This is a genomic window from Pseudarthrobacter sp. B4EP4b (genome assembly GCF_006680095.1).
GTDB lineage: Bacteria > Actinomycetota > Actinomycetes > Actinomycetales > Micrococcaceae > Arthrobacter.
In genome coordinates this window covers 28,472-49,209 of the sequence record NZ_VHIJ01000009.1, presented here as the reverse complement: position 1 = coordinate 49,209, position 20,738 = coordinate 28,472, and the positions used below count along the sequence as shown (strand labels likewise).

The window sequence follows — 20,738 nt, the reverse complement described above, 5'->3', positions numbered from 1 at the left end:
TGAATGCGATCTATGTGTATGGATCAGCCCGTCCTGCCGATCCATGTGCTTATGCCAGCAATTCGCGGTCCAGCGCACCCGGGATGGGTTGTTGCCAGAAGATTTTTGGGGCCGGATGATGCTGCTCCCTGGCCATCAAAACTTCCCCGGCTCAATCCCCGCCACATGCGTCCCCGGAGTGCTATACCTAGCTCAAGGCAACTAATTCGGCGGTTTGCTGAGGGGCGCTAAGACCACCGGGTGAGCACCGGAGGCTGGAGGCGCGCAGTGCTGAGGGGACCAGTGCTGAAGGGGCGATTGACGTGCGCCGCCTGCCTCACCGTGCTGGCAGTCCTCGCCGGCTGCGGCGGGGCAAGCAGCACCATCTCCACCGCCGTCGAGGACAGCCACTCCGCCATGGCCACCGCGCAGCTCGCAGTCCGGCTGGACTCCGCGGGCAAGCTCACCAAAGCCGCCACCGCCACCGCATTGGACGACGCGCTCAAAGAACTGCAGACCAGCCGGAACTCAGTGCTCCGGCTGGCGTCCGGCAGCGCAGAAGAAAGGGAGTCAGTCCAGGAGGCGCTTTCCGTCCTGGATGGCTGCACCGCCAGCCTCACTACCGCCCGGGACGCCGTAGCGTCGGACGACGGCGGTCCCTCCCTTCCCGACGGCGATCGGGCGCTGGCCGCAGCGGCGGACCGGCTGTCCGCGCTGATGGCGAAGGGCGGCGGAAAATGAAGCGGCTCCTCGGCGTCGCGCTTGGCATCCTGACGGCGATCGGCGGATTTGTGGACATCGGCGACCTGGTGACCAACGCCGTCGTGGGCTCCCGCTTTGGCCTGTCACTGGTATGGGTGGTGGGAGTGGGCGTGCTGGGCATCTGCCTGTTCGCCAACATGTCCGGGCGGGTGGCTGCGGCGTCGGGCCGGGCCACATTCGAGGTGATCCGTGAACGGCTGGGGCCGCGGGCGGGGCTGGCCAACCTCTCGGCGTCGTTCCTGATCAATCTGATGACCGTGACGGCGGAAATCGGCGGCGTGGCCCTGGCCCTCCAGCTGGCCAGCAGCGTCTACTACCTGCTGTGGATCCCGGTGGCGGCGCTCGCCGTGTGGCTGGTGGTGTGGCGGGTCAAGTTCTCCATCATGGAGAACGTCACCGGGCTGCTGGGCCTGACCCTGATCGTGTTTGCAGTGGCACTGTTCCTGCTCAAACCTGACTGGGGGAGCCTCGCCGGGCAGGCCCTGGCGCCCGCCGTACCCGCCGAGGAAACGGCGCCCACCTACTGGTATTACGCCATTGCCCTGTTCGGCGCGGCCATGACACCGTACGAGGTGTTCTTTTTCTCCTCCGGAGCGGTGGAGGAGGGGTGGTCCATCAGGGACCTGGTGCAGTCGCGAGTCAACGTGCTGGTGGGCTTTCCGCTGGGCGGGCTGCTGTCCGTGGCAATCGCCGGCTGCGCCGCCGTGGTGCTCCTTCCGGCCGGGATCGCCGTGACGTCACTGTCCCAGGTGGTCCTCCCGGTGGCCGAAGGCGCAGGCAAGGTGGGATTGGCATTTGTGCTGGTGGGCCTGGTGGCCGCCACCTTTGGCGCGGCCCTCGAAACCACCCTGTCCAGCGGGTACACCCTGGCCCAGTTCTTCGGCTGGTCCTGGGGCAAGTTCCGCCGCCCGGCGCAGGCCGCCCGCTTCCACCTGGCCATGATCATCTGCCTGTTCATTGGGCTGGCGGTCCTGGCTACCGGCGTGGACCCGGTGCTGGTCACCGAATACTCGGTGGTCTTTTCCGCAATCGCCCTTCCGTTGACATACCTCCCCATCCTGATTGTGGCCAACGATCCGCAATACATGGGCCAACATGTCAACGGCCGCCCGGTCAACGTGCTGGCCATGGTCTACCTGGTGATCATCCTGGCGGCCTCCCTGGCGGCGATTCCCCTGATGATCATGACGGGAGCCGGATCGTGAAGCCCCGCCGGCTCGCGCCTGCTCCGCCCGTGGCGGGCCGCCTCCTGGATGCGCAGCTGCATCTGCTGGACCGGCAGGTCCTGGATAACGACGGCGTCCCGGTCACCACCGTGGACGACCTTGAGTTAAGCGGGCCTGCTTTGGACGTGGAGCTGGCACCGGGCACACCCGCGCCGGTCCTGACGGCGCTGCTGACCGGGCCGGTGCTGGGGACGCGCATCTTTGGCGGCAGGCCGCCGTCGTCCCGGCTGATCCGCATTCCCTGGAAGGACGTGTCCGACGTCGGCGTCGTGCTGAAACTGGGCGTCAGCGGCGAGCACCTGGACGCCGGCTGGGTGGAGCGCTGGATCCGGGACAAGATCATCGCACGGATCCCGGGAGGCCGCCATGATCCTCGGTGACCTGCTGGGCATGGATGTCCATGACGACGGCGGCGCTCGCCTGGGCAGGGTGGCCGACGCGCGGTTTGTGGTGGACGGCGGGCCGGGGCAGCTTCTGGCCGAGGCGCGCCTGCTCGGTCTCGTGGTCAGCCCGCACAGTGCGGCTTCGTTCCTGGGCTACGAGCGGACGGTCCTGCGGCAGCCCTGGCCGCTGCCGTCCCTGCTGAGGTGGCGGCACCGGGGTTCGTTCCTGGTGCTGTGGGATGACATTTTGATGATTGGTTCCTCCGGGGTCCGGCTGCGGGAGGGGTTCACCGCATACTCGCCGGCGCTGGATTAGGAGGCAGCGCTGCTTCAGACCGCGCTACTGACGACCAGGACTTCATCGAGCAGATATCGGAAGACTGGCCGGAGTGAATCGTGGCGAGCTTTGGACGGTCTCGGGAGGCACCTATGCCCAAAAGCCCCGTCCTGCGCTGATCATCCAGGACGACCTGTTTGCGGAGTCGGAGTCCGTCACCCTTTTGCCGCTGACGTCACAGTTGACGGACGCTCCCTTGCTGCGGTTGACCGTAGAGCCCGGGCGCCTGAGCGGCCTTCAGCAGGTCAGCCAAATCATGGTGGATAAGCTGGCCACGGTACGGCGCTCCAACCTCGGAGAGCGGATTGGAAGGATTGATTCCAGGACCATGCGCGCTGTTGAGCAGTCCCTTGTGGTCTTTCTCGGGCTTGGCCGATAAAGGATTTACATCCGCTCAACGATGGAGTTTCCGAAGCGCCCAGTCCCAGCTGATCAGCTCCTGCTCCAGCCTGATGGAGGCGCCGAAAGCGTCGTTGGCCAGCGCCGTATAGAGGGCAGACTCTTCCGCCGTCAGCCGGCCCAACGGCGCCTTGGACGGCGACGGCTCCGTGCCCCACACATCTCGATGCGCCAGGAGGGTGGCTTCGTCCATCAACAGGCTCACTACGTGCGGGTGGACTGCCCGGAGCTGGTCGAGGATACGGAAACCATGGGTGTCCAGGTCACCCCAGTAGAGGATTTCGCAGTCCCGCAGCCAGGCAGCATCCCGCAGCGAGGAAAAGCCATATCCGCCGCCGTAGATGGCCACGGTGCCCGGTTGATCGGGCAGAGCCAGGAAGTTCACCAAGTTCTCGGTGATCAGCACACTGGCAACGGGTAGTTCCAGTGTGTTGAACGCCTCCGCGGTGACGGTTATGTCCCGTGCCCCGCCCAGGAGCAGCGAGCCTGGATCCAACAACCGGAACCTGACCAGTTCCGGGGGGTGCAGGAAACCATGTCTGGCGGCGAAGCGGGCAGCGGGAGTGCGTGCGGCAGGCTGACCCAGCAACGAGCCGGGTTGTGCTTGGACATCGGGGAACGGGGCACCGCCGGCATCATCGTCGTCGACCCCCGAAGCGGTCCGCAGCGCCAGGGTTTCGACCAGTTCGTCGATCACCCGCCGGTGGTTTTCGACAAACTTCGTGTGCACTCCCGGCAGGCTGAGCTGCCGGACGAAGACCCCTGGCCGGGGGTTGTCCTGCAGCCATAGGGCAACGCGGGCGGCAGTCAGTGCATCTGCACCGAGTTCAACCAGCTTCAACGGCCGCCGCAGAGCCCATGCGCGGAAGGCGGGGTCCAGCGCTGACAGCCCGTCGGTCAGCTCCACAAACCGGGCGGCATCCTTGGCCTTGCCCGCGAACGCAATCTCATCCTTGGGCGAGGCGAAGACCACCGCTGCAGGCAGCTGGTTGGAACCGATTGTGGTGCGGCCTACCTCAGCCGTCTCCAAAGTAAAGGGGCCGACGGCGGCAAACAACTCGGCTGCCCACGCACGGGCCGCCGCGTAATCGCCCAGGAGGGCAGCCGCCGTCGGACGTTTCAGGGCACGGCGGCGGGGGTAGGCGCCGCTCGGATCCAACAACTCGCGGAGCAGCACTCCGCTGTTCCAGACCTTCAGCGACTGCGCCCGCAGGTCAGCGAGCGTGGTCCACGCTTCAGCCACGCTTGTCTTTCTCCTCGCTGTACTCCTGGATGGTCATGTTCCGCAGCTGGGAATCGTCCCCTTTGGTGTTGGCCACGAAGCCCACATGCGAGACGAACGGCTCAATCACGTGGATTTTCTGCAAGGGTGTGACGATCAGCAGCTGCAGCTTCATCCGCTGGAACAGCTCCAGCCCGTACCGCGCCGATTCGTCCGAGCCGCGGCCGAACGCCTCGTCAATGACCACAAACCGGAAGCTTCGCCCGCTGCCCGAATTCCGGCCGGCCCCCTTCCCGGATCCGAGCCCGAACTGGAAAGCAAGGGCCGCGGCGAGGATGGTGTACGCCAGCTTCTCCTTCTGCCCGCCCGACTTGCCGCCGGAATCCGTGAAGTGCTCGTACTCCTCACCGTTTTCTGTCCATTTCTCCGACGCCGAAAACGTGAACCAGTTCCGCACATCGGTGACCTTGCCGGTCCATTTGCGGTCGAGGTCGGTGAGCCCTTCCCGGCCGCGGAACCGCTCGATCAGCCGCTCCACCTGCAAGTACTTCTGCTCCGAGTACTGATCCTCATCGCCAATGGTTCCCGCGGAGCAGGCCCTCAGGTCGCTGCCGAACTCGCGCACGTCCTGGTCTGAGGTGGCCTGGTGCTCAAGTTGGATATGCCGGCCGGTGTTGTAGGGAATCCCCGCCAGCGACTGGTTGATTTCGCCGATCCGGTTGATGATGTCCTGCCGCCGGCTGTCCAGGAATGCGTTGAATGCCACCACCTCGTGAATGGTGTTCTGGTTCAGCGACTCCTTGAACCGGGCCTCAAACCTTGGCAGGTCGTTGCCTGCCAGCTGGTCCAGCAGCCGGTTATAGTCTGTGGCGGCGTCCAGCGAGGCATCGAAATCGGTGGTTTCACTCGGGTACTTGTTGTGGAAGTCGGCCATCTGCCGGATGGTGCTCTCAGCCGCCCGCGCGATCCGTTTGGAAAGGGCATCGATGGTGTCCGTCAGTCCGGAGCGCACGGTGCTTTCCACCGTGGCCGTATTCCGGTACGTCAGCGGTTTGTCCCCGAGCGCCCCGGCGGTGAGGTCTTCGACGGCGGCCAGTACCTCGCCGTCGTCCGTCACCGGTGTCCCGGCCAGGATGTCCCGGCATTCCCGAATGGCCTCTGCGATGTCGCCCGCATCCTTCTCATTGGCACCCAGCCGCTGCTGCAGCTTCCCGGCTTTGTCTTCCAGCCGTTCCAGCTGGGCGGTCACCTCGGTTTTCTTGGCCATGAGCTGCTGCAGGACATCGCTGGTGGTCTCCAGCGCGCGTTTTTCCGCTTTCAGGTCCTCGATGCCGCGGGCTGTGGCTTGCCAGTTGATCTCGCCAAACTCGGTCACCGAGCGGACAAGTCCCAGCTGCTGGTTGGACCGGCCAAGCGCGCCGAGTTCCGCGTTGACTCTGTCCAGCTGGCCCGCCAGTACTTTGAGCCGGCCCTGGATCTCGTCCTGTTCTGCGCGGAACCGGGCAATCTTGTCATGGTTGTCCCAGCCCAGCACATAATTTCGCCGGTCAGTCAGGTCTTTGCGGTCGTCCTTTTCATGCCGGCCGCGCCCGCCCTTGAGCTGCCCGTTCGCCGTCAACGCCTTGGGGTAACGGCGGAAGTCCGCCAGGTCCTCGCAGCAGAAGTAGTCGAACCGGCTGCTGAGTTCTTCCTCGAGGAACTCCCTGAAAGGTGTTCCTTGTTTGATGGCGATCTTTGCTGCCAGCGTTCCCGGTTCGGGTTGCCGCTGGTTCACCCTGTCGAATCCCGTGGTTGGTTCCCCAATCCGCAGGTATACCAGCCGGCCGCGGAGGTTGTTGGCGTCCACCCAGGCGCTGACGGCGGGGTAGTGCTCGGCGGGGACCAGGAGCGAGAGGGCGAAACCGTGAAGCGTGCGCTCCGCGGCACCCTCCCACGCCGATTCGCCGTCACGGACCTTGAGGAGCTCACCCACGTAGGGCAGATCAGCCTCCGGAATCCCGGTTCCTTGGCAAAGCCGGCGGCGGATATCCAGCTGGGGGAGCGGGATCAGGTTCCGGCGGCCCTGCAGGCTGGTGAGCTCTGCTGTGATCTCAGCGGTCTTCGCTTTTAGTTCAACCTGCAACATGGACAGGGCGGTGCGCTGTTCCTGGAGAGCATCCGACCGGTCCGCCAGCGCCTGCTCCACCTCGGCAAGGCGCGCCCGATTGGCATCAAACAGCACGCGGTCCTCCGGCGCCTGCAGGCCGAGATCCACGGCGGCGGAGGAGTAAGCCTCAAACCGCTGCCGCTGTTCTGTGGACTTGGTTTCGAGGTTGGACAGCTCGGCGTCGATGGCGGCGAGCCGGCCTCCCCCGTTGGTACGGATGTCCTCCTCCAGCCCTGCGAGGTCCCGGCGCAGCTGCTTGATGTCGCCATTCAGCCGGACCGAGTCCTCCTGGAGTCTGAGGCCTGTCCGCTCCAGCTCGGTTTGGTGCTCCAGGCTGAGCTTAAGCTTTCGGTCCGTGAACCAGGGATGCAGCTGGTCGCGTTGCCGGCGCGCCATCGAGTCGTCAGCGCTGAGCTTCGCGTGCTGATCGGCGCCGGCCTTGATGGGCGTGAGCAAGGAGATCTGGTCCTTGGCCCGCAGGACGGCGTCATGGGCCTTCTTCAGATCATCAAAGTGGTGGATGAGATTGCTGATCCGGGTGGCAACGTCGTCCTCCTCCAGCATGTTGTTCCGCACGAACGAGGTGATGTTGTCCACCTGCTTCATGGATACCGTACGGTGGAACAGTTCCATTGCCTGGTTCCCGCTGATGCCGAACTGCCGTTTGAACGCCGCCGCATATGGATCGAAGGTGTCATGGACAGCCACCCCTGCCGCCCGCAGCTTCTTCTTGAGCTTCATCGGGTCCTGGCCGAAATTGGCGAAGTCCACGGCAACGGACTGCTCCGCCTCGGCCAGGGAGTAGAACCGGCTGGGCTGTCCTGCCTCCTGGGTGGCCCAAAGCGTGATTCCGAGTGTGACGGACTTGCCAAGCACGGCATTGTGGAAGATTCCCAGCACCACCGTCAGCTGCCCTGTACCGCGGAGGGCTACTGGTTTGGAATACTCGCCGCCGGTACTCCGGGCGCTTTTGTGGAAGCCCCTCACGTACGACATCAGGGACCGTTCCTTCTTCTGCGCCCCGGCCGCCTTGTTGTATTCGATCTTGTGGGCGGGAAGCAGCAGCGTTGTGATCGCATCCACCACAGTGGACTTGCCTGAACCGATGTCCCCGGTGAGCAGGCTGTTCGCTCCATCCAGCCGGAACGTGCGCACTCCCTGGTGGAACGTGCCCCAGTTGAGCAGCTCCAGGCGTTTCAGCCTGAAGCCAGGGGGAGTGCCGCCGCTCTCGGCCGCGTCGTCGAGGCTGAACAGGCTCTCCTGGAAGTCGGCCGCAAAGTCGGTCGTCATTTGCCCTCCTCCGATGCCTCAACCATGCGCCCCGCGGCGACGCTTCCTGTGCCGGGCGGCTCTCCGGCGAGCGTCGCCCGGTAGTCGGCCAGCCGCGCGTCGAACTCTTCCAGCCACTGCGCATCCACGTAGGCCTTGAGGATGCGCGCCACCTCGTAGGTGTCTGCCTGCCCTTTGAGCTTGCGGAGGAAGTCGAGCTCCTGGACTTTTTTGATGTCCGCGGCAAGCCGGTCCAGGATCTTTGCTTCGTTGCTGGACTCAGGCAGGAACACCGACACCATGTCCGCGATGTCCTGCTCAGTCATGATGAGCCGGAGCTCGCTGCTGTTCGTGTCGAATTCGAGCATGCGGCCACGCAGCAGGGCGAGGAGCAGGCTGACGTTGAACGTCAAGCTCCGACGGGCGATGAGCCTCGGCAGTGTTCCATCCGGATCGTCCTTGGACCGGAGGAACGCGTAGCCCTCCGACTCGTCGAGGATCAGGTCCAGTCCGAGCACGGAGACGTAGTCGCGCACATGGGAGGTCAGGCCGAGCAGGGACTGCCAGACTTTCTCATCGTTCTCCGCGTAGAGCACGCCTTTGAAAAGACGGGTGACGACGGCGGGAAGCTCCTCGGGTGTGCGGGCTTCTGTTTCCGCGGTGGTGGGGTTGAAGGGGTTCATGCGGGCCTTCCGAAAATGATCTGTTCAACAGTGGCTTCCCGGACGCGGCCGTCCGGCAGTTGCCACGCCAGGTGCTGCGACTGCTCCGGATTGATAGTGGCCCAGTTCGATTCGGTGGCCAACTGGTAGTAGCCGACGATTTCCGCCAGGCCCTGGGAGAGCGGGTAAGCGGCCGTGACTTCGGCCAGGGTGGCCTGCTCCGCCTCGGCGAGGACGGCGTCGATGTTTGCCTTCAGGCGTTCCTTATCCACGTGGAACTGGCTGAACAGCGCATCGGCGTCAACGTCGGAGTCGTCCGCGGTTTCCACGGAATCCTCCACCATCACCTTCCTGCTGGGCTCATAAAGCGGCCGCTCAAACGGCAGCACTACGTCCACGGACGGTGCGTCAATCTCCATAAAAACGCCCGACGGCGGTGCCTCCCGGGTGGCCAGGGCGCCGGATTCGACGCTTCGGATCAGCTGCATGATCCGCTTGTTTTCCAGGAACACTTTGTCGTCGAGGAGCCGGCGCATTTGTTGGGAGAGCTGGCGGACCGTGGCCTGTGTCTGCTCGACGGCGGGAAGCCAGTCCTGGTGGAGGTTCGCCACCGCGTCCAGGCTGTCGGTGTTGGCGAGGGCCTCGATCCGGGTGGCCCGCTGGAGCAGGTCCTGCAGTTCGCTTCGTAGCCGCGGAGACATCAGGTAATCCCAGAAGCCCTGGAAGGTGCGGCCCTGGAGTGAGCTGCTGATGTCCTGCTGGTTGGTGAAGATCGCATCCAGGAGTTCGCCCTGGCTCCCGTCCCATGTGGCGATCTGCTCCCGTACCTGGCGGTCCAGCCTGCGGAAGTTCTGCTCGACTTCACGGAAGTCGGCCAGCAAGTCCCTTGCCAGGGCGGTCAACTGCTGGAGGTGGTCCAGCGCTTCCGGACCTGTCATGACACGGATGTTGCCTTCGCGGATCCGCTGCATCTCGACGTCGATCCCGTCCCGCTGCCGCTGGAGCTCCGCCAGCCGAACTTCGGGGTCCGTTTCGGACTGCTGCACCAGCTGTTTCAGGACAGCGAAGATACTGGTGAGCCTGGACTGCGTGGCTACGAAATCCCGTCCGCGCAGGTTCTCCACCCACCGGACCACATCCTCGGCTGCCGCGGTCAGGTCGTAATGCGGCTCATCCTCGCCCGGCACATAGTACTTCCGCAGCCATTTGCGCTCGTCTGCAGCCCAGTCGTCCAGGTATTCGCCGGCGGGGCGCGGGAACTTGTCCTGGCCTTCGCTGTCCCGCAGCCCGAACAGGACGTCGTCGAGCACGTCGATGAGCTCCTGGCGGCCCAGGTTCCGTTGATTGGGGCCGGTGAACGCCGCCATTAAGAAGGTCAAGGCCAGCGGCGCGTTCTGCGCACGAAGCAGGGACCATCCGGGGTGGTTCTCACGGAGGGAATTGATGGCGTAGTAGTCCATGGCGTCCTCTGGACGGGAGAAAGGCGGCAGGATGAACGGTGAGGCCTAAGTTACACGTTGCCCCAGACAATTTCCGACGAACAGGGTGGATTGCCAAAGCATCAGTGCTCAGGCTGATGCGTAGGTGAGGCGACGTCAAGGCCAGCCTCGACGGCTGCGGCCAACAGTTCTGTGTCATACGCAACGAGCAGATCGGCTTGCAGCCGGATAGCGGTGGCCAGATGGATGGCGTCTGCACTGCGCAAATGTCCCGGCATCGCTGCCGCAAACATAAGGTCAGATCTCGCCAGGTCAACGAGGTTGATCCCGGCCAAGACGTCGTTGACCAGTCCGGCAGGGATCCTTCGACGGTGCCCTGCGCAATGTAGTTCGGTATAGAGGAGCATCGATGCGACGAGGCTATCCCCTCTGGCCGCGGCCTCGGAGAGGTAATCTGCAACACTGGCGGATTCTTCTTCCGCCACCACCAGCTTTAGAACGGCTGAGGTGTCGACATAGATCAACGGTCCCCTCGAAGGTCGTCCAGGATCTCCGCTGTGCCCACCTTCGATGTGATTCGGGGCAGGGTCCGGAAGTCAACGCGGCCTGGCCTTGCCGGCCTGACCTGACCGGCCAGCAAGAGACGTTCAAAGGGGGAGATTGACGGCGGAATCATTGTCGCTGCGATTTCGCCATTGTTCGTAACGTCGATCGTTTCGCCGTTCTTCACGCGCTCCAGGATCTTGCTGCTCTGGTTACGCAGTTCGCGATGGGGAATTGTTGTCATGGCCAGCCTCCGTAGCAATTGTAGCAACCCGAGACGGCGCGCGTCAGCCCGAAAAAGCTAGAGGTAGTCCCCGGCCCGTTCGCGGGCAACCTCAAGCAGCGTCGAGTGGAAGGCGACCTCGGCCGGGGCGTAGACCTTGTCCTGGCGCTGGGCCAGCAGGATCCGCCGCAGGGGTGCCGCGGCGCCCAGGCTGAGCACCCTCACGTCGGGATGCTGGAGTGATACGGCGGTTTTGGGAACCATGGCCACGCCCATGCCCACGCTCACCATCGCCTGGGCTTCCTGGTAGTCATTGGCCAGGAAACCAATGGTTGGTTCAAAGCCGGCGTCGTGGGCGGAACGCTGCAGGACTTCCACCACCGGGTGGGCCTCTGCCCGGACGATCCAGGACTCGTTGCGCAGGTCCTCCATGCTCACCTGGTCCCGTCCTGCCAGCTTGTGGCCGCGCGCCACCAGGATCACGGTGCTCTCCTGGAAGACCTCGGTGACCCGGATGGACTCGTCCTCGAAACGGTTCCAGGGGTAGTCCCACAACAGGCACAAGCCCGTGACGCCGGACTCCAGGTCTGCCACGAGTTCGTCGAAGCGGGCGCTGCGGAGTGAAAGGCCGATTGCCGGGTAACGCTTCTTGAAGGTCCGGATGACGATGGGCAGGAAGGAGCCGGCAAGGGTGGGAAAGGTACCCACCGTCAGGGATCCGCGCTTCAGTCCGGCGATCTGGCCCAGGTCCGACTGTGCCGCCTTCATCTGGTGGACGATCTTGCGGGCATGCCCGGCCAGTACCTGCCCGGCCTCGGTAGGCACCACCCCGCGGGAACGGCGGTTGAGCAGGGGCTGCCCCACTTCCTGTTCCAGCTTGCGCAGCTGCTGGGAGACCGCCGAGGGCGTGTACATCATCAGCTCGGCCGCGGCAGTGATGGATCCTTGCTCCACCACCTCCAGGAGCAGGGCCAGCCGCCGGATATCGAACAGAGGCTGCTCCTCTTCGTTAAGCATCCGTTCGCCTCTCTGTGCTTTTCGTTAATTCACTGCAATGTGTCCGGGATTCCGCGTGCTTCCCCGCGCTACATCGACGTTCGGGACGGTCGATCCCGTGCCCGACGCCCTTTAGTGTCACTGAATGAAGTAACTCTACATCCCCATTCAACTATCCAACATTGTCCTTAAGTGTGATCTGGCTCAACCTCTTATCAGGCCCTCAACAGTTTTGAGGCGAAGGAGAGGTGGAAGTCGATGAAGATCGAAGCGGAATGGATGCGCGGAGGCACCAGCAAGTGCTGGGTGTTCGAAGCGGAGCATCTTCAGGAGGGAGGTGCCAGCCTCGATGAGCTGCTGCCCCGGCTGTTCGGAAGTCCGGACCCCCGCCAGATAGACGGCGTGGGCGGAGCCACTTCCACCACCAGCAAGGCAATCATTCTGCACCGGCCCACGGACGGCGATATCGACGTCGAATACACCTTCGCGCAGGTGGGCATCGAAGAAGCCGGCGTGGACTGGGGAAGCAACTGCGGGAACGGCTCCGCAGTGGTGGGCCTGTACGCGATCGAGAAGGGCTGGGTTGTACCTACCGGGGACATCACCCGGATTGTCACCCGCAACACCAACACCAACCAGGTCATCGTCCAGCGCGTGCCCACCCCGGACGGTGCCCTGCCGGTCATCCCGGAAGGACAGATGCCCGGCGTCCCGTTCCCTGGATACCCCGTGGGCCTGGGCTTCCAGGACCCCGCCGGCAAAACCACCGGGGCACTGCTTCCCACCGGCGCGGCAACGGACACCATCACCGCCGGCGGGACCAACTGGACCGTTTCAATGGTCGACGCCGGAGCGCCGGTGGTGATGGTCCGCGCCGAGGAGCTGGGCCTGGACACCGCCCGCTACGAGACGTGGCGCGCAGGTGTGGAACTGCAACTGGACACCCTGGAACAGATCCGGCGCCAGGCGGCCGTGCGGATGGGGCTGGCTCCCACTCCCGCCGAAGCTGCCCGGGCCATCCCCAAGCTCGCCATCGTTGCCGCCCCTGCAGACGCCGAAGCAAGCGCCGACGTCAACGTCATGATGCTCTCCATGGGCAGGCCCCACCCGGCCCTGGCCATCACCGGAAGCATCGCCCTGACCCTGGCCGCCCGGACACCGGGCACCGTGCTGCACACCATCACGGGCGGTACGCAGGGCGACACCCTGCGGCTGCGGACCCCCGCCGGGGTGATTGAAACCTGGAGCGAGGACCACGCCGGAAGCCTGCTCGTCGGCGTCGACCGCACCGCCCGCACCATCGCCACCACCATCATCCACCTCCCCGAGGTTTCCGGCAGTGCTGCACCTGCCGTCCTCGCGGGAGCCACTCAATGAGGAGTAAGCCATGACCAAAACAGCGCAACGCCCCACTGACATTCTCGAGGAGACCCGGGACCAACAGTCACCGCGTCCCAACCGCCGCCGCCGTATCCTACTGATGGTGGTGGCCGGACTCGCAATCCTGGGCCTGGCTGCCCTCGTGCTGGGGGGTGGCTTCCTCAACCAGGGGGCCGCCACGGACCCGGAGCACACCATGACAGCCGTACAGATCATCCCGCTCGTCATCCTCGTGGTGATGTTCGTCGTGGCCACCAAGTGGCCGCTGAACATCGGCGTGATGGGGCTGGTAGCCTCCTTCGGCGTCGGCTACTTCATGCTCGGGATGACGGACAAGCAGATCCTGGAGGAATTCCCGGCCAGCATCGTCCTGACCATCATTGGCGTCACTTATTTCTTCAGCATGGCCCAGCGGAACGGCACCATCAACATCATCGTCCAGACCTGCGTCCGCCTGGTCAGGGGCAAAACCATGCTGCTGCCCTGGGTCTTCTTCCTGATTGCAGCCGCGCTCACCTCGCTGGGCACCTTCTCGCCGGCCGCCGTCGCCCTGCTGGCACCGGCAGCCCTTGGTTTCGCCTACGAATCCCGCATCCACCCTGTGGTTATGGGCGCGTTCATCATCAACGGCGCCCACGCCGGCGGCTTTTCCCCGCTGTCCGTGGCCGGCGTCCTGGTGCACAACATCGCCGTTGAAAACGGCTTCCCCATCTCGCAGGGCGCCCTCTTCATTGCCAGCTTCGCCCTGAATCTGATCCTTTCCGTCCTGACCATTGTGCTGTTCAGCCTCCTGGGCAAACTGCGCGACGGCGAAGGCGGCCAGCTTGCCGACGTGGACACCACCAGCACCGGCCGTCCCCACGGCCAGCAGATCCTAACCCTGGTCCTGATCGGCGCGATGCTTGTCTGCACCCTGGGCTTCCATATGCCCATCGGCTTCGTGGCCCTGTCCGCCGGGCTCCTGCTCGCCTTCATCAACATCAAGGAACACCAGACGTTCATCGGCGGTGTCTCCTGGTCCACCGTCCTGCTGGTGGCCGGCATGATCACCTACGTCTCGCTGCTGCAGCACGTCGGCGTCATCGACACCCTCGCCGAACAGGCTCTGGCACTCGGTGCGCCCCTGCTCGTGGCCCTGGTCCTCTGCTACGTGATTGGCGTGGGCTCAGCCTTTGCTTCCTCCACCGCACTGTTGACAGCGTTCATCCCGCTCGCCGGCCCTCTGCTCGCCAGCAGTACCCTGAGCGCCTCCGGCACCGTCGCTGCCCTGGCCATTGCGGCCACCGTGGTGGATGTTTCGCCCTTCTCCACCGACGGCGCCCTGGTGGTCGCGAACGCCCGCGACGACGACCGGCAGCGCGTCTACAAGCAGCTCATGATGTACGCCGGCGGCGTGGTGCTGGTTGCACCGGCCCTGGCCTGGGCACTGCTGGTACCCACCGGCATCATGTAGCCGGCCCTTCACCCGAGATGGCACTTCGCGGCAATGTTTCCCCACAACATTGCCGCGAAGTGCCATTTCGCGTGGCGGCTTGGAGTGGGTTTAGGCGTGCCGGGCGGCGATCTGCTCCGCCACGTACCCGGCGTCCTCGCCCACCAGGCCAAGCGTTGCCGAGGCATGCCTCGTCAGCCAGGGCAGCCCGACGGCGAAGAGGCCCGGCACTTCGGTGACGCCCCGGTTGTGCCGGGGGTAGTTCCATTGATCAAGCACAGGGAAGTCCAGGAAGCTGAAGTCCATGCTGTAGCCGGTGGCCCAGATAATGGACCGGATGTCCTCCGCGGCCAGGTCCAGCCGCGCCCCGGGCTCCGGGGGAAGCCAGGGATCGTCCGGGACCGGATCCGCGGCCGGTGCATCAATGCCGAGGGCCTCGATGTAGGCATCGGCCAGCCGCAGGCGCGGGCTGAACCCGGCCTCCACCAGCGCGAGACGTTCGGGGAGGTCGTCGCTGAAGGTGAGGACGCCGTCGTCCGCTCCCTCGAAGCGGCCGTGCAGGCGCACGCCGCGGCGCCCCAACTCCCGCACGTGGATGCTGTGGCCGCCGTCGTTGCCGGAGATCAGCGGGTTGCACAGGAAACGGCCGGCGGGGGAGGGGAGGTTGGCAACCTGGAAGCCGTTGATGCCGTACTCGGAGCCGTGCAGGTTCAGCTCGAGGATCCAGTGGAGGAGGTCCCGGCCGCGGTAACGGCGGGGCGCTTCCGGGCACGATGAAACAGACAGGTGCACCTGGCGGCCGGCGGCCAGCAGGTCCTCGGTGATCTGGCCGCCGGACTGGCCGGTGCCCACCACCAGGACGGCGCCGTCGGGCAGTTGCGTGGCGTTGCGGTAGTCGTGGCTGTGCAGCTGCTTGATACGGGCGGGGATGTCCGCCGACGCCGTGGGGATACGCGGTCGCTGGAACGCGCCGTTGGCGAGGACTACGTTTGCCGCGGCCAGCTGTCCCCTCGTCGTTTCCACCGTGAAGGCGCCCGCCGCCCCGCTGATCCGGGTGGCGGACGTTCCCAGTTGCACCGGCGCGGCGATTCGCCGGGCGTAGTCGCGGAAAAGGTCGACGACGGCATTGCGGGGGATGAAAGCGTCCGGCTCGGAGCCCTCGTACCCAAGCCCGGGGAGTCTGCAGAAAAAGTTGGGGGTGTTCAGGTAGAACGAGTCCCACCTGTCCTGCCACGCCCCGCCGATCCCGTCCCTCCGCTCCAGCACCAGATGCTCCACGCCGAGCTGGGTGAGCCAGTAACTGGTGGCCAGCCCGGCCTGTCCGGCCCCAATGACCAGGGTGTCCACCCGCCCCGGCAATCCGGAAGCGCGGCGATCACGGTGGGCGCTGGACGACGTCGTTGTGTCCATGGGGTGCTCCAAGTGGTCCGGAGGGAGTGGATCTGTTCGCAGAATACTCCGGTCCGGCCGCTGTGGTAATCCGTCTGCCAAAACTCCTGTACTGTTGATCCTGTTGTTGTGTTTATGCAGTTGGTAGTTCAGGCAGTACGCGCGGTCGAAAGTCCGCGTTCTTCTGAAGTAGCGGTTTTGAACACCCCACACCGGAGGACCCGAAAGTCGGGACTTTTCCTCCACCTTCACGAAGGACAAAAATAATGGCTACTGGTACCGTCAAATGGTTTAACGCTGAAAAGGGCTTCGGCTTCATTTCCCCCGATGACTCTTCACAGGATGTTTTCGCACACTACTCTGCGATCAACTCCAACGGCTTCCGCTCCCTCGAAGAGAACCAGAAGGTTTCCTTCGAAACCGAGCAGGGCCCCAAGGGTCCCCAGGCCACCAACATCCAGGCTCTCTAATTTCTTAGAGAAACTGGGGCCTCAGGGTTTCAATTTTTGAGCAGGGCCGGTCACTGACCGGCCCTGCTTTTGCTTAACCCGGGCGTGCTACGCAGGGCCTGACGCCGCGTCCGGCGGTTCCCTCTGGAAAGATGGCCCCTATGCATTCAGCCGGCACTGTCCCCGCTTTCGACCTCCGCATTACCATCGAGGAATCTGAGCCGCTGATCTGGCGGCGGCTGCGTGCTCCCGCTGCCCTGACCATCCAGCAGTTCCACCTGGCGGTGCAGGCAGTCTTCGGCTGGGAGGACCGGCACCTGTACGGCGTCCGCGCCGTGGATCCCGCCGGGCAACCACGCGTTGTTATGGGTCCCGACGGCGCAACGGCGGATTCTGACGCCGAGTCGCCTGCCGCCGTCGTGCTTTCAGATCTGCTGGACCCGCAGAAGCCGGGCACGGTGTTCGAGTACGAGTATGACTTTGGTGACGGCTGGACCCACCGCACGGAACTGGTGGGGCCCGCTGAACTGGAGCGCGGCCAACTCCTGTGCCTGGACGGCGCCAACCGCGGACCCGTGGAGGACTCCGGCGGGCCGCCCGGGTACGCCCGCCTGGTGCAGATCCTGGCCGACCAGCAGCACCCGGAACACGAGGATGCGTCGCGATGGGTTTTCGAGACGGCCGGCGAATTCGGCGAGCGCTTCGACGCCACCCGCTTCGACGTGCAGGCCGCGAACCGCAAACTGCGGATTCTCGCGCTCCAGTGGTGGCCCGAGCCCGTCACGGAGGAGGAGCGGGACGACGTACTCAAGCCGGTAATGTGGCTCCTGCGAAACGCCGCGGGCGACGGCCTGGAACTGACCAAGGACGGCTACCTGAAGCCCGTCCTGGTCAAGAAGGCAGTGGAGGAGATCGGCTGGGACGGCATTGTCTTCGGCAAGGGGAACCGCGAAGCCCATGTGTTGCCGGTCCGCGAACTCAGGGAGCACGCACTTGCATGGAAGCTGGTCCGGAAACTCAAGGGCAGGCTGGTGCTCGCGCCGCGCGGCCGGCGTGCGATCGAACATCCCGGCTACTTGTGGGACCTCTTGGTGGACACCATCGCCAATCCCGGGCACGACGCCGTCCGGCTCGTCACGCACCTTTACGCGAACTGGTACCTCACGTGCATTGCGCCGCCTTGGAACCTGGAAAGGGATGTCATCCGGCTGGCACTGGAGGAAACGGGATTTGTTACCCGCTCCGGCCATCCCATTCCGGAAGAGTGGATCACGGACATCTACCGGACCGTCTCGTGGACCCTGATGTGCCTGTGCCTGAAGACTCCCAAGGCCACCTTCGCTGACCGTGCACTTCTTACCGACGGCGGAGTGAAGTTCTTCCTGGCTGTCCGGGAAGCAGAGCGGCTGTCCCGGAAGGGGTAGCGGCGGCCTGGTCCTGGCGGCATGAGCGGCCGTGGCCCGCTGGGACGGTGCTGGCCAACACCGTTTATGCGGGCGAGGGCCGTCCATGCTGGGGTTTCGACACGCTCAACCGACGGTCAGTGCAGTCCCATGGCGTTGCGCACCTCATCCAGGATGTGGTGCATCGCTGTTTCTGCAGCTACCGCGTCCCCGCCAGCCACGGCGGCAGCCACATCCTCGTGCGCCTGCAGCGCTTCATTCCGCGGTTTGAACGGCATCAGCCCCTGTTTGGTCCGGCTTGTCAGCACCTCGGCCACCATGCCTTCCAGGGCAAGGAACATCTCGTTGCCGCAGCTTTCCAGCAGCAGGCAGTGGAACTCGATGTCCGCAGCAAGGAATGCCTCGAGCTCACCGGCTTCGCCCAGGCGGCGCAGATCGGCGGCCAGGGATGTCAGTTTGGCCCGTTCGGCGGCGCTCGCCCGTCGGGCCGCCCCCGCTGCGGCAATAGGTTCGACGGCGATGCGCAGCTCTGTGAGGCTGCTGTACTGGATGTCCCGCCGGTCCGAGGCAAGCCGCCAGCGCACCAGTTTGGGATCGAAGACATTCCAGAACCGTCGCTCCTGCACCACAATGCCCACCCGCCGCCGCGAGTAGACGAGGTTCATGGATTCCAGGACCTTCATGGTGTCCCGGGCCACGGTGCGCGAAATCCCGTACTCCTGCTGAAGGCCTTCCAGGGTGAGCCGGCTTCCGGGCGGCAGGTCGCCGGATGCGATGGCTACGCCAAGCGCCTCAACCACTCGTCCCTGCAGGGCGGGGGAGGCCCCGCCGTCGTCCGCGGTGTCCTGGTCCTGTGGTGTCGCCGTCGACATCTTCCTGCCTTCCTCTGCGCGCCTGCGCGGTACCAGCCTACCGAAAAAAGACGCAAAGGTATGACTTATGACACGCAAAGATAGTATCTGTGCTCACAAAAGGTGATACCTTATCTCCAGCGCATTTCCTCATCGGAAGTGCAAATGAGCTTTCTTCCCTAAGCCAACGGCGTCTTCTTCGGAGGTAAAACATGCAGTATCCCGCCACGCACCTGGTGGTCATGGGCGTTGCCGGTTCCGGCAAATCCACCATCGCGGCAGCACTTTCGCAGCAGCTTGGCTGGGCCTGCGCCGAAGCAGACGAGTTCCACCCGCAGGCCAACATCCAGAAGATGAGCCAGGGCACGCCGCTGCAGGACGAGGACCGCTGGCCGTGGCTGCAGGAAATCCAAAACTGGATGACCGCCCAGGCCAAGGCCGGCAAGAGTACAGTGCTCACCTGCTCGGCCCTCAAACAGAGCTACCGCCAGCTGCTGTCCCAGGCCGAGGGCCGCGTTCTCTTCCTTCACCTTCACGGCGAAGCGGACCTGATCGGCCAGCGCATGCAGGGCCGCGAAGGCCACTTCATGCCGCCCACGCTCCTGCCCAGCCAGCTGGCCACACTGGAGCCGCTGACCGACGAGGAGCTTGCCGCCGGAAGCCTCCGGCTGGACATCTCCAAGTCCCCGGAAGAGCTCGTCAAAACCATCATTGCCGCACTGCAGCTCCCCGCAGACCAGGCATCCTAAGCATCCCCAAACCCCAACAATCCTGTTTCAAAGGAGAACCATGACCATCGAAGGATGGACCCAAACGATGGGCGCAGGCCCCCTGCTGCTCATCGCTGCGGCGGCGATCGTCGCCCTGCTGTTCCTGATCATCAAGCTGCGGATGCACGCGTTGCTGGCCCTGATCGTCATCAGCCTCGCCACGGCCTTCGCCACCGGCATTCCCGCCAACCAGGTGGTGCCGGTCCTGATCAACGGCTTCGGGACAACCCTTGGCACCGTGGCCCTGCTCGTTGGCCTGGGCGCCATGCTGGGGCGGATCGTGGAAACCAGCGGCGGCGCCAAGGTCCTGGCCGACTACCTGATCGGCATTTTCGGCGAGAAACGCGCCCCCTTCGCCCTGGGCCTGGCCTCGCTGATCTTCGGGTTCCCCATCTTCTTCGATGCCGGCCTGGTGGTTATGCTGCCCGTGGTCTTCGCCGTAGCCCACCGCCTGGGCGGCGGAGTGCTCCGCTACGGACTCCCCGCCGCCGGCGCATTCTCCGTGATGCACATCTTCCTGCCGCCGCACCCGGGCCCGGTGTCCGCCGCGGCCTTCTTTGAGGCCAACGTGGGCCTGGTGATGATCGCGGGCCTGATCACCGCCATCCCCACCTGGTACGTCACCGCCTACCTGTACGGCCTGTACACCGGTAAGAAGCTGGTCCTGCCCGTCCCGGAACTCCTGGGGCACGCCACGGCCGAAGCCGAGTCCCACCCGCCGCGCTTCCGCACCATCGTGGGGCTGCTGCTCCTGCCGCTGGTCCTGATCTTCATGAACACCGGCCTGAACACCCTGGCCTCGTCCGGCGTTCTCTCCGCGGACGTTAAGAAGGAGCAGTGGTTCCAGGTCCTGCGCACCATCGGCGAAACTCCGGTGGCCCTGCTGATCGCCGTGATTGTGGCCATGTTCGTCCTGGGTGCCAAGCGGGGCAAGGACGCAGGCGCGCTGGAGAAACTGCTCGAATCCTCGCTTGGCCCGGTCTGCTCAGTCATCCTGATCACCGGTGCCGGCGGTATGTTCGGCGGCGTCCTGCGCACCTCCGGCATCGGCGCCGCACTGGCTGATGTCCTGGGCAACCTGGGCATCCCGCTGATCCTGGCCGGCTTCCTGATCTCCGCTATCCTGCGCATCGCCCAGGGTTCTGCCACCGTGGCACTGACCACCACCGCCGGCCTCATCGCTCCGGCCGTTGCTGCTGCGGGACTGAACGGCATGCAGATCGCCGCCCTCGTGATCGCCGTTGCCGCTGGGTCCGTGGTGGTCTCGCACGTCAACGACTCCGGCTTCTGGCTGGTGGGCCGCTTCTTCGGCATGGACGTCAAGACCACGCTGAAGACCTGGACCGTGATGGAGACGCTCATCGGCGTGATGGGCTTCGCCATCGCGGCGGCAATCTTCCTGGTGGCTGGCCTGGCGGGTTAGCTTCCCCCCCAAACTGGGTAGCGCCAAGTGCCGTTTTGAATGCTCAAAACGGCAC

The 20,738-nt window shown here is 64.8% G+C and carries 20 protein-coding genes; 11 read left to right on the top strand and 9 right to left on the bottom strand.

What is annotated here, in order from left to right; genetic code table 11:
- Nucleotides 1-282 precede the first annotated feature (282 nt).
- The 5 genes from FNL14_RS03450 (at nt 283) to FNL14_RS03430 (ending at nt 3,066) form a co-directional block, all read left to right on the top strand.
- Nucleotides 283-720, top strand: a complete 438-nt coding sequence (locus FNL14_RS03450; RefSeq protein ID WP_142057644.1) for a hypothetical protein — start codon at nt 283-285, stop codon at nt 718-720.
- Nucleotides 717-1,946, top strand: a complete 1,230-nt coding sequence (locus FNL14_RS03445; protein WP_142057642.1) for an Nramp family divalent metal transporter — start codon at nt 717-719, stop codon at nt 1,944-1,946. The genes FNL14_RS03450 and FNL14_RS03445 overlap by 4 nt, the downstream gene beginning before the upstream one ends.
- Nucleotides 1,943-2,347, top strand: coding sequence for a hypothetical protein (locus FNL14_RS03440; protein ID WP_350224014.1), 405 nt, complete (start codon nt 1,943-1,945; stop codon nt 2,345-2,347). The genes FNL14_RS03445 and FNL14_RS03440 overlap by 4 nt, the downstream gene beginning before the upstream one ends.
- Nucleotides 2,334-2,666 (top strand): PRC-barrel domain-containing protein, encoded by a 333-nt coding sequence (locus FNL14_RS03435; protein WP_142057640.1) that lies wholly within the window; start codon nt 2,334-2,336, stop codon nt 2,664-2,666. The genes FNL14_RS03440 and FNL14_RS03435 overlap by 14 nt, the downstream gene beginning before the upstream one ends.
- Nucleotides 2,667-2,739: 73 nt before the next feature.
- The gene (locus FNL14_RS03430) at nt 2,740-3,066 is read left to right on the top strand and encodes a type II toxin-antitoxin system PemK/MazF family toxin (protein ID WP_142057638.1); all 327 of its coding nucleotides are present in this window, start codon (nt 2,740-2,742) and stop codon (nt 3,064-3,066) included.
- A 15-nt stretch (nt 3,067-3,081) separates the two neighbouring features.
- Here the strand turns inward: FNL14_RS03430 and FNL14_RS03425 are convergent, their stop codons facing one another.
- The 7 genes from FNL14_RS03425 to FNL14_RS03395 form a co-directional block, all read right to left on the bottom strand.
- On the bottom strand, nt 3,082-4,329 hold the full coding sequence (locus tag FNL14_RS03425; protein WP_142057636.1) for a Wadjet anti-phage system protein JetD domain-containing protein: 1,248 nt from the start codon (nt 4,327-4,329) through the stop codon (nt 3,082-3,084).
- A complete protein-coding gene (locus FNL14_RS03420; RefSeq protein WP_142057634.1) occupies nt 4,322-7,744 on the bottom strand; it encodes an ATP-binding protein in 3,423 nt (1,140 codons plus the stop codon). Before FNL14_RS03420 ends, FNL14_RS03425 begins: the two co-directional genes overlap by 8 nt.
- The gene (locus tag FNL14_RS03415) at nt 7,741-8,406 is read right to left on the bottom strand and encodes a DUF4194 domain-containing protein (RefSeq protein ID WP_142057632.1); all 666 of its coding nucleotides are present in this window, start codon (nt 8,404-8,406) and stop codon (nt 7,741-7,743) included. The genes FNL14_RS03420 and FNL14_RS03415 overlap by 4 nt, the downstream gene beginning before the upstream one ends.
- Entirely contained in the window at nt 8,403-9,845 is a 1,443-nt protein-coding gene (locus FNL14_RS03410) for a DUF3375 domain-containing protein (protein ID WP_142057630.1), read from the bottom strand. The genes FNL14_RS03415 and FNL14_RS03410 overlap by 4 nt, the downstream gene beginning before the upstream one ends.
- 101 nt (nt 9,846-9,946) lie before the next feature.
- Complete coding sequence (locus FNL14_RS03405; protein WP_142057628.1) at nt 9,947-10,348, bottom strand: type II toxin-antitoxin system VapC family toxin; 402 nt, start codon at nt 10,346-10,348, stop codon at nt 9,947-9,949.
- Nucleotides 10,345-10,611 carry a type II toxin-antitoxin system Phd/YefM family antitoxin gene (locus FNL14_RS03400; protein WP_091417877.1) on the bottom strand — a complete coding sequence of 89 codons (267 nt, stop codon included), beginning with the start codon at nt 10,609-10,611 and terminating at the stop codon, nt 10,345-10,347. The genes FNL14_RS03405 and FNL14_RS03400 overlap by 4 nt, the downstream gene beginning before the upstream one ends.
- A 57-nt stretch (nt 10,612-10,668) precedes the next feature.
- Entirely contained in the window at nt 10,669-11,607 is a 939-nt protein-coding gene (locus FNL14_RS03395; protein WP_091417880.1) for a LysR family transcriptional regulator, read from the bottom strand.
- 237 nt (nt 11,608-11,844) lie between these two features.
- Here FNL14_RS03395 and FNL14_RS03390 point away from each other — a divergent pair, with 237 nt between their 5' ends.
- The gene (locus tag FNL14_RS03390; RefSeq protein WP_142057626.1) at nt 11,845-12,963 is read left to right on the top strand and encodes a PrpF domain-containing protein; all 1,119 of its coding nucleotides are present in this window, start codon (nt 11,845-11,847) and stop codon (nt 12,961-12,963) included.
- Between the two features lie 10 nt (nt 12,964-12,973).
- Entirely contained in the window at nt 12,974-14,419 is a 1,446-nt protein-coding gene (locus FNL14_RS03385; protein ID WP_142057624.1) for an SLC13 family permease, read from the top strand.
- A gap of 90 nt (nt 14,420-14,509) precedes the next feature.
- Here the strand turns inward: FNL14_RS03385 and FNL14_RS03380 are convergent, their stop codons facing one another.
- Entirely contained in the window at nt 14,510-15,808 is a 1,299-nt protein-coding gene (locus FNL14_RS03380; protein WP_142057622.1) for an NAD(P)/FAD-dependent oxidoreductase, read from the bottom strand.
- 245 nt (nt 15,809-16,053) lie between these two features.
- Here FNL14_RS03380 and FNL14_RS03375 point away from each other — a divergent pair, with 245 nt between their 5' ends.
- Nucleotides 16,054-16,257 carry a cold-shock protein gene (locus FNL14_RS03375; RefSeq protein WP_050056011.1) on the top strand — a complete coding sequence of 68 codons (204 nt, stop codon included), beginning with the start codon at nt 16,054-16,056 and terminating at the stop codon, nt 16,255-16,257.
- 140 nt (nt 16,258-16,397) lie between these two features.
- Nucleotides 16,398-17,660 carry a plasmid pRiA4b ORF-3 family protein gene (locus FNL14_RS03370; RefSeq protein ID WP_181762528.1) on the top strand — a complete coding sequence of 421 codons (1,263 nt, stop codon included), beginning with the start codon at nt 16,398-16,400 and terminating at the stop codon, nt 17,658-17,660.
- 116 nt (nt 17,661-17,776) lie between these two features.
- Here the strand turns inward: FNL14_RS03370 and FNL14_RS03365 are convergent, their stop codons facing one another.
- On the bottom strand, nt 17,777-18,511 hold the full coding sequence (locus tag FNL14_RS03365) for a FadR/GntR family transcriptional regulator (RefSeq protein ID WP_142057618.1): 735 nt from the start codon (nt 18,509-18,511) through the stop codon (nt 17,777-17,779).
- 191 nt (nt 18,512-18,702) lie between these two features.
- Here FNL14_RS03365 and FNL14_RS03360 point away from each other — a divergent pair, with 191 nt between their 5' ends.
- Together FNL14_RS03360 and FNL14_RS03355 are read left to right on the top strand one after the other, a co-directional pair.
- The gene (locus FNL14_RS03360) at nt 18,703-19,239 is read left to right on the top strand and encodes a gluconokinase (protein ID WP_142057616.1); all 537 of its coding nucleotides are present in this window, start codon (nt 18,703-18,705) and stop codon (nt 19,237-19,239) included.
- Between the two features lie 40 nt (nt 19,240-19,279).
- Entirely contained in the window at nt 19,280-20,683 is a 1,404-nt protein-coding gene (locus FNL14_RS03355) for a GntP family permease (protein ID WP_142057614.1), read from the top strand.
- Nucleotides 20,684-20,738 lie beyond the last annotated feature (55 nt).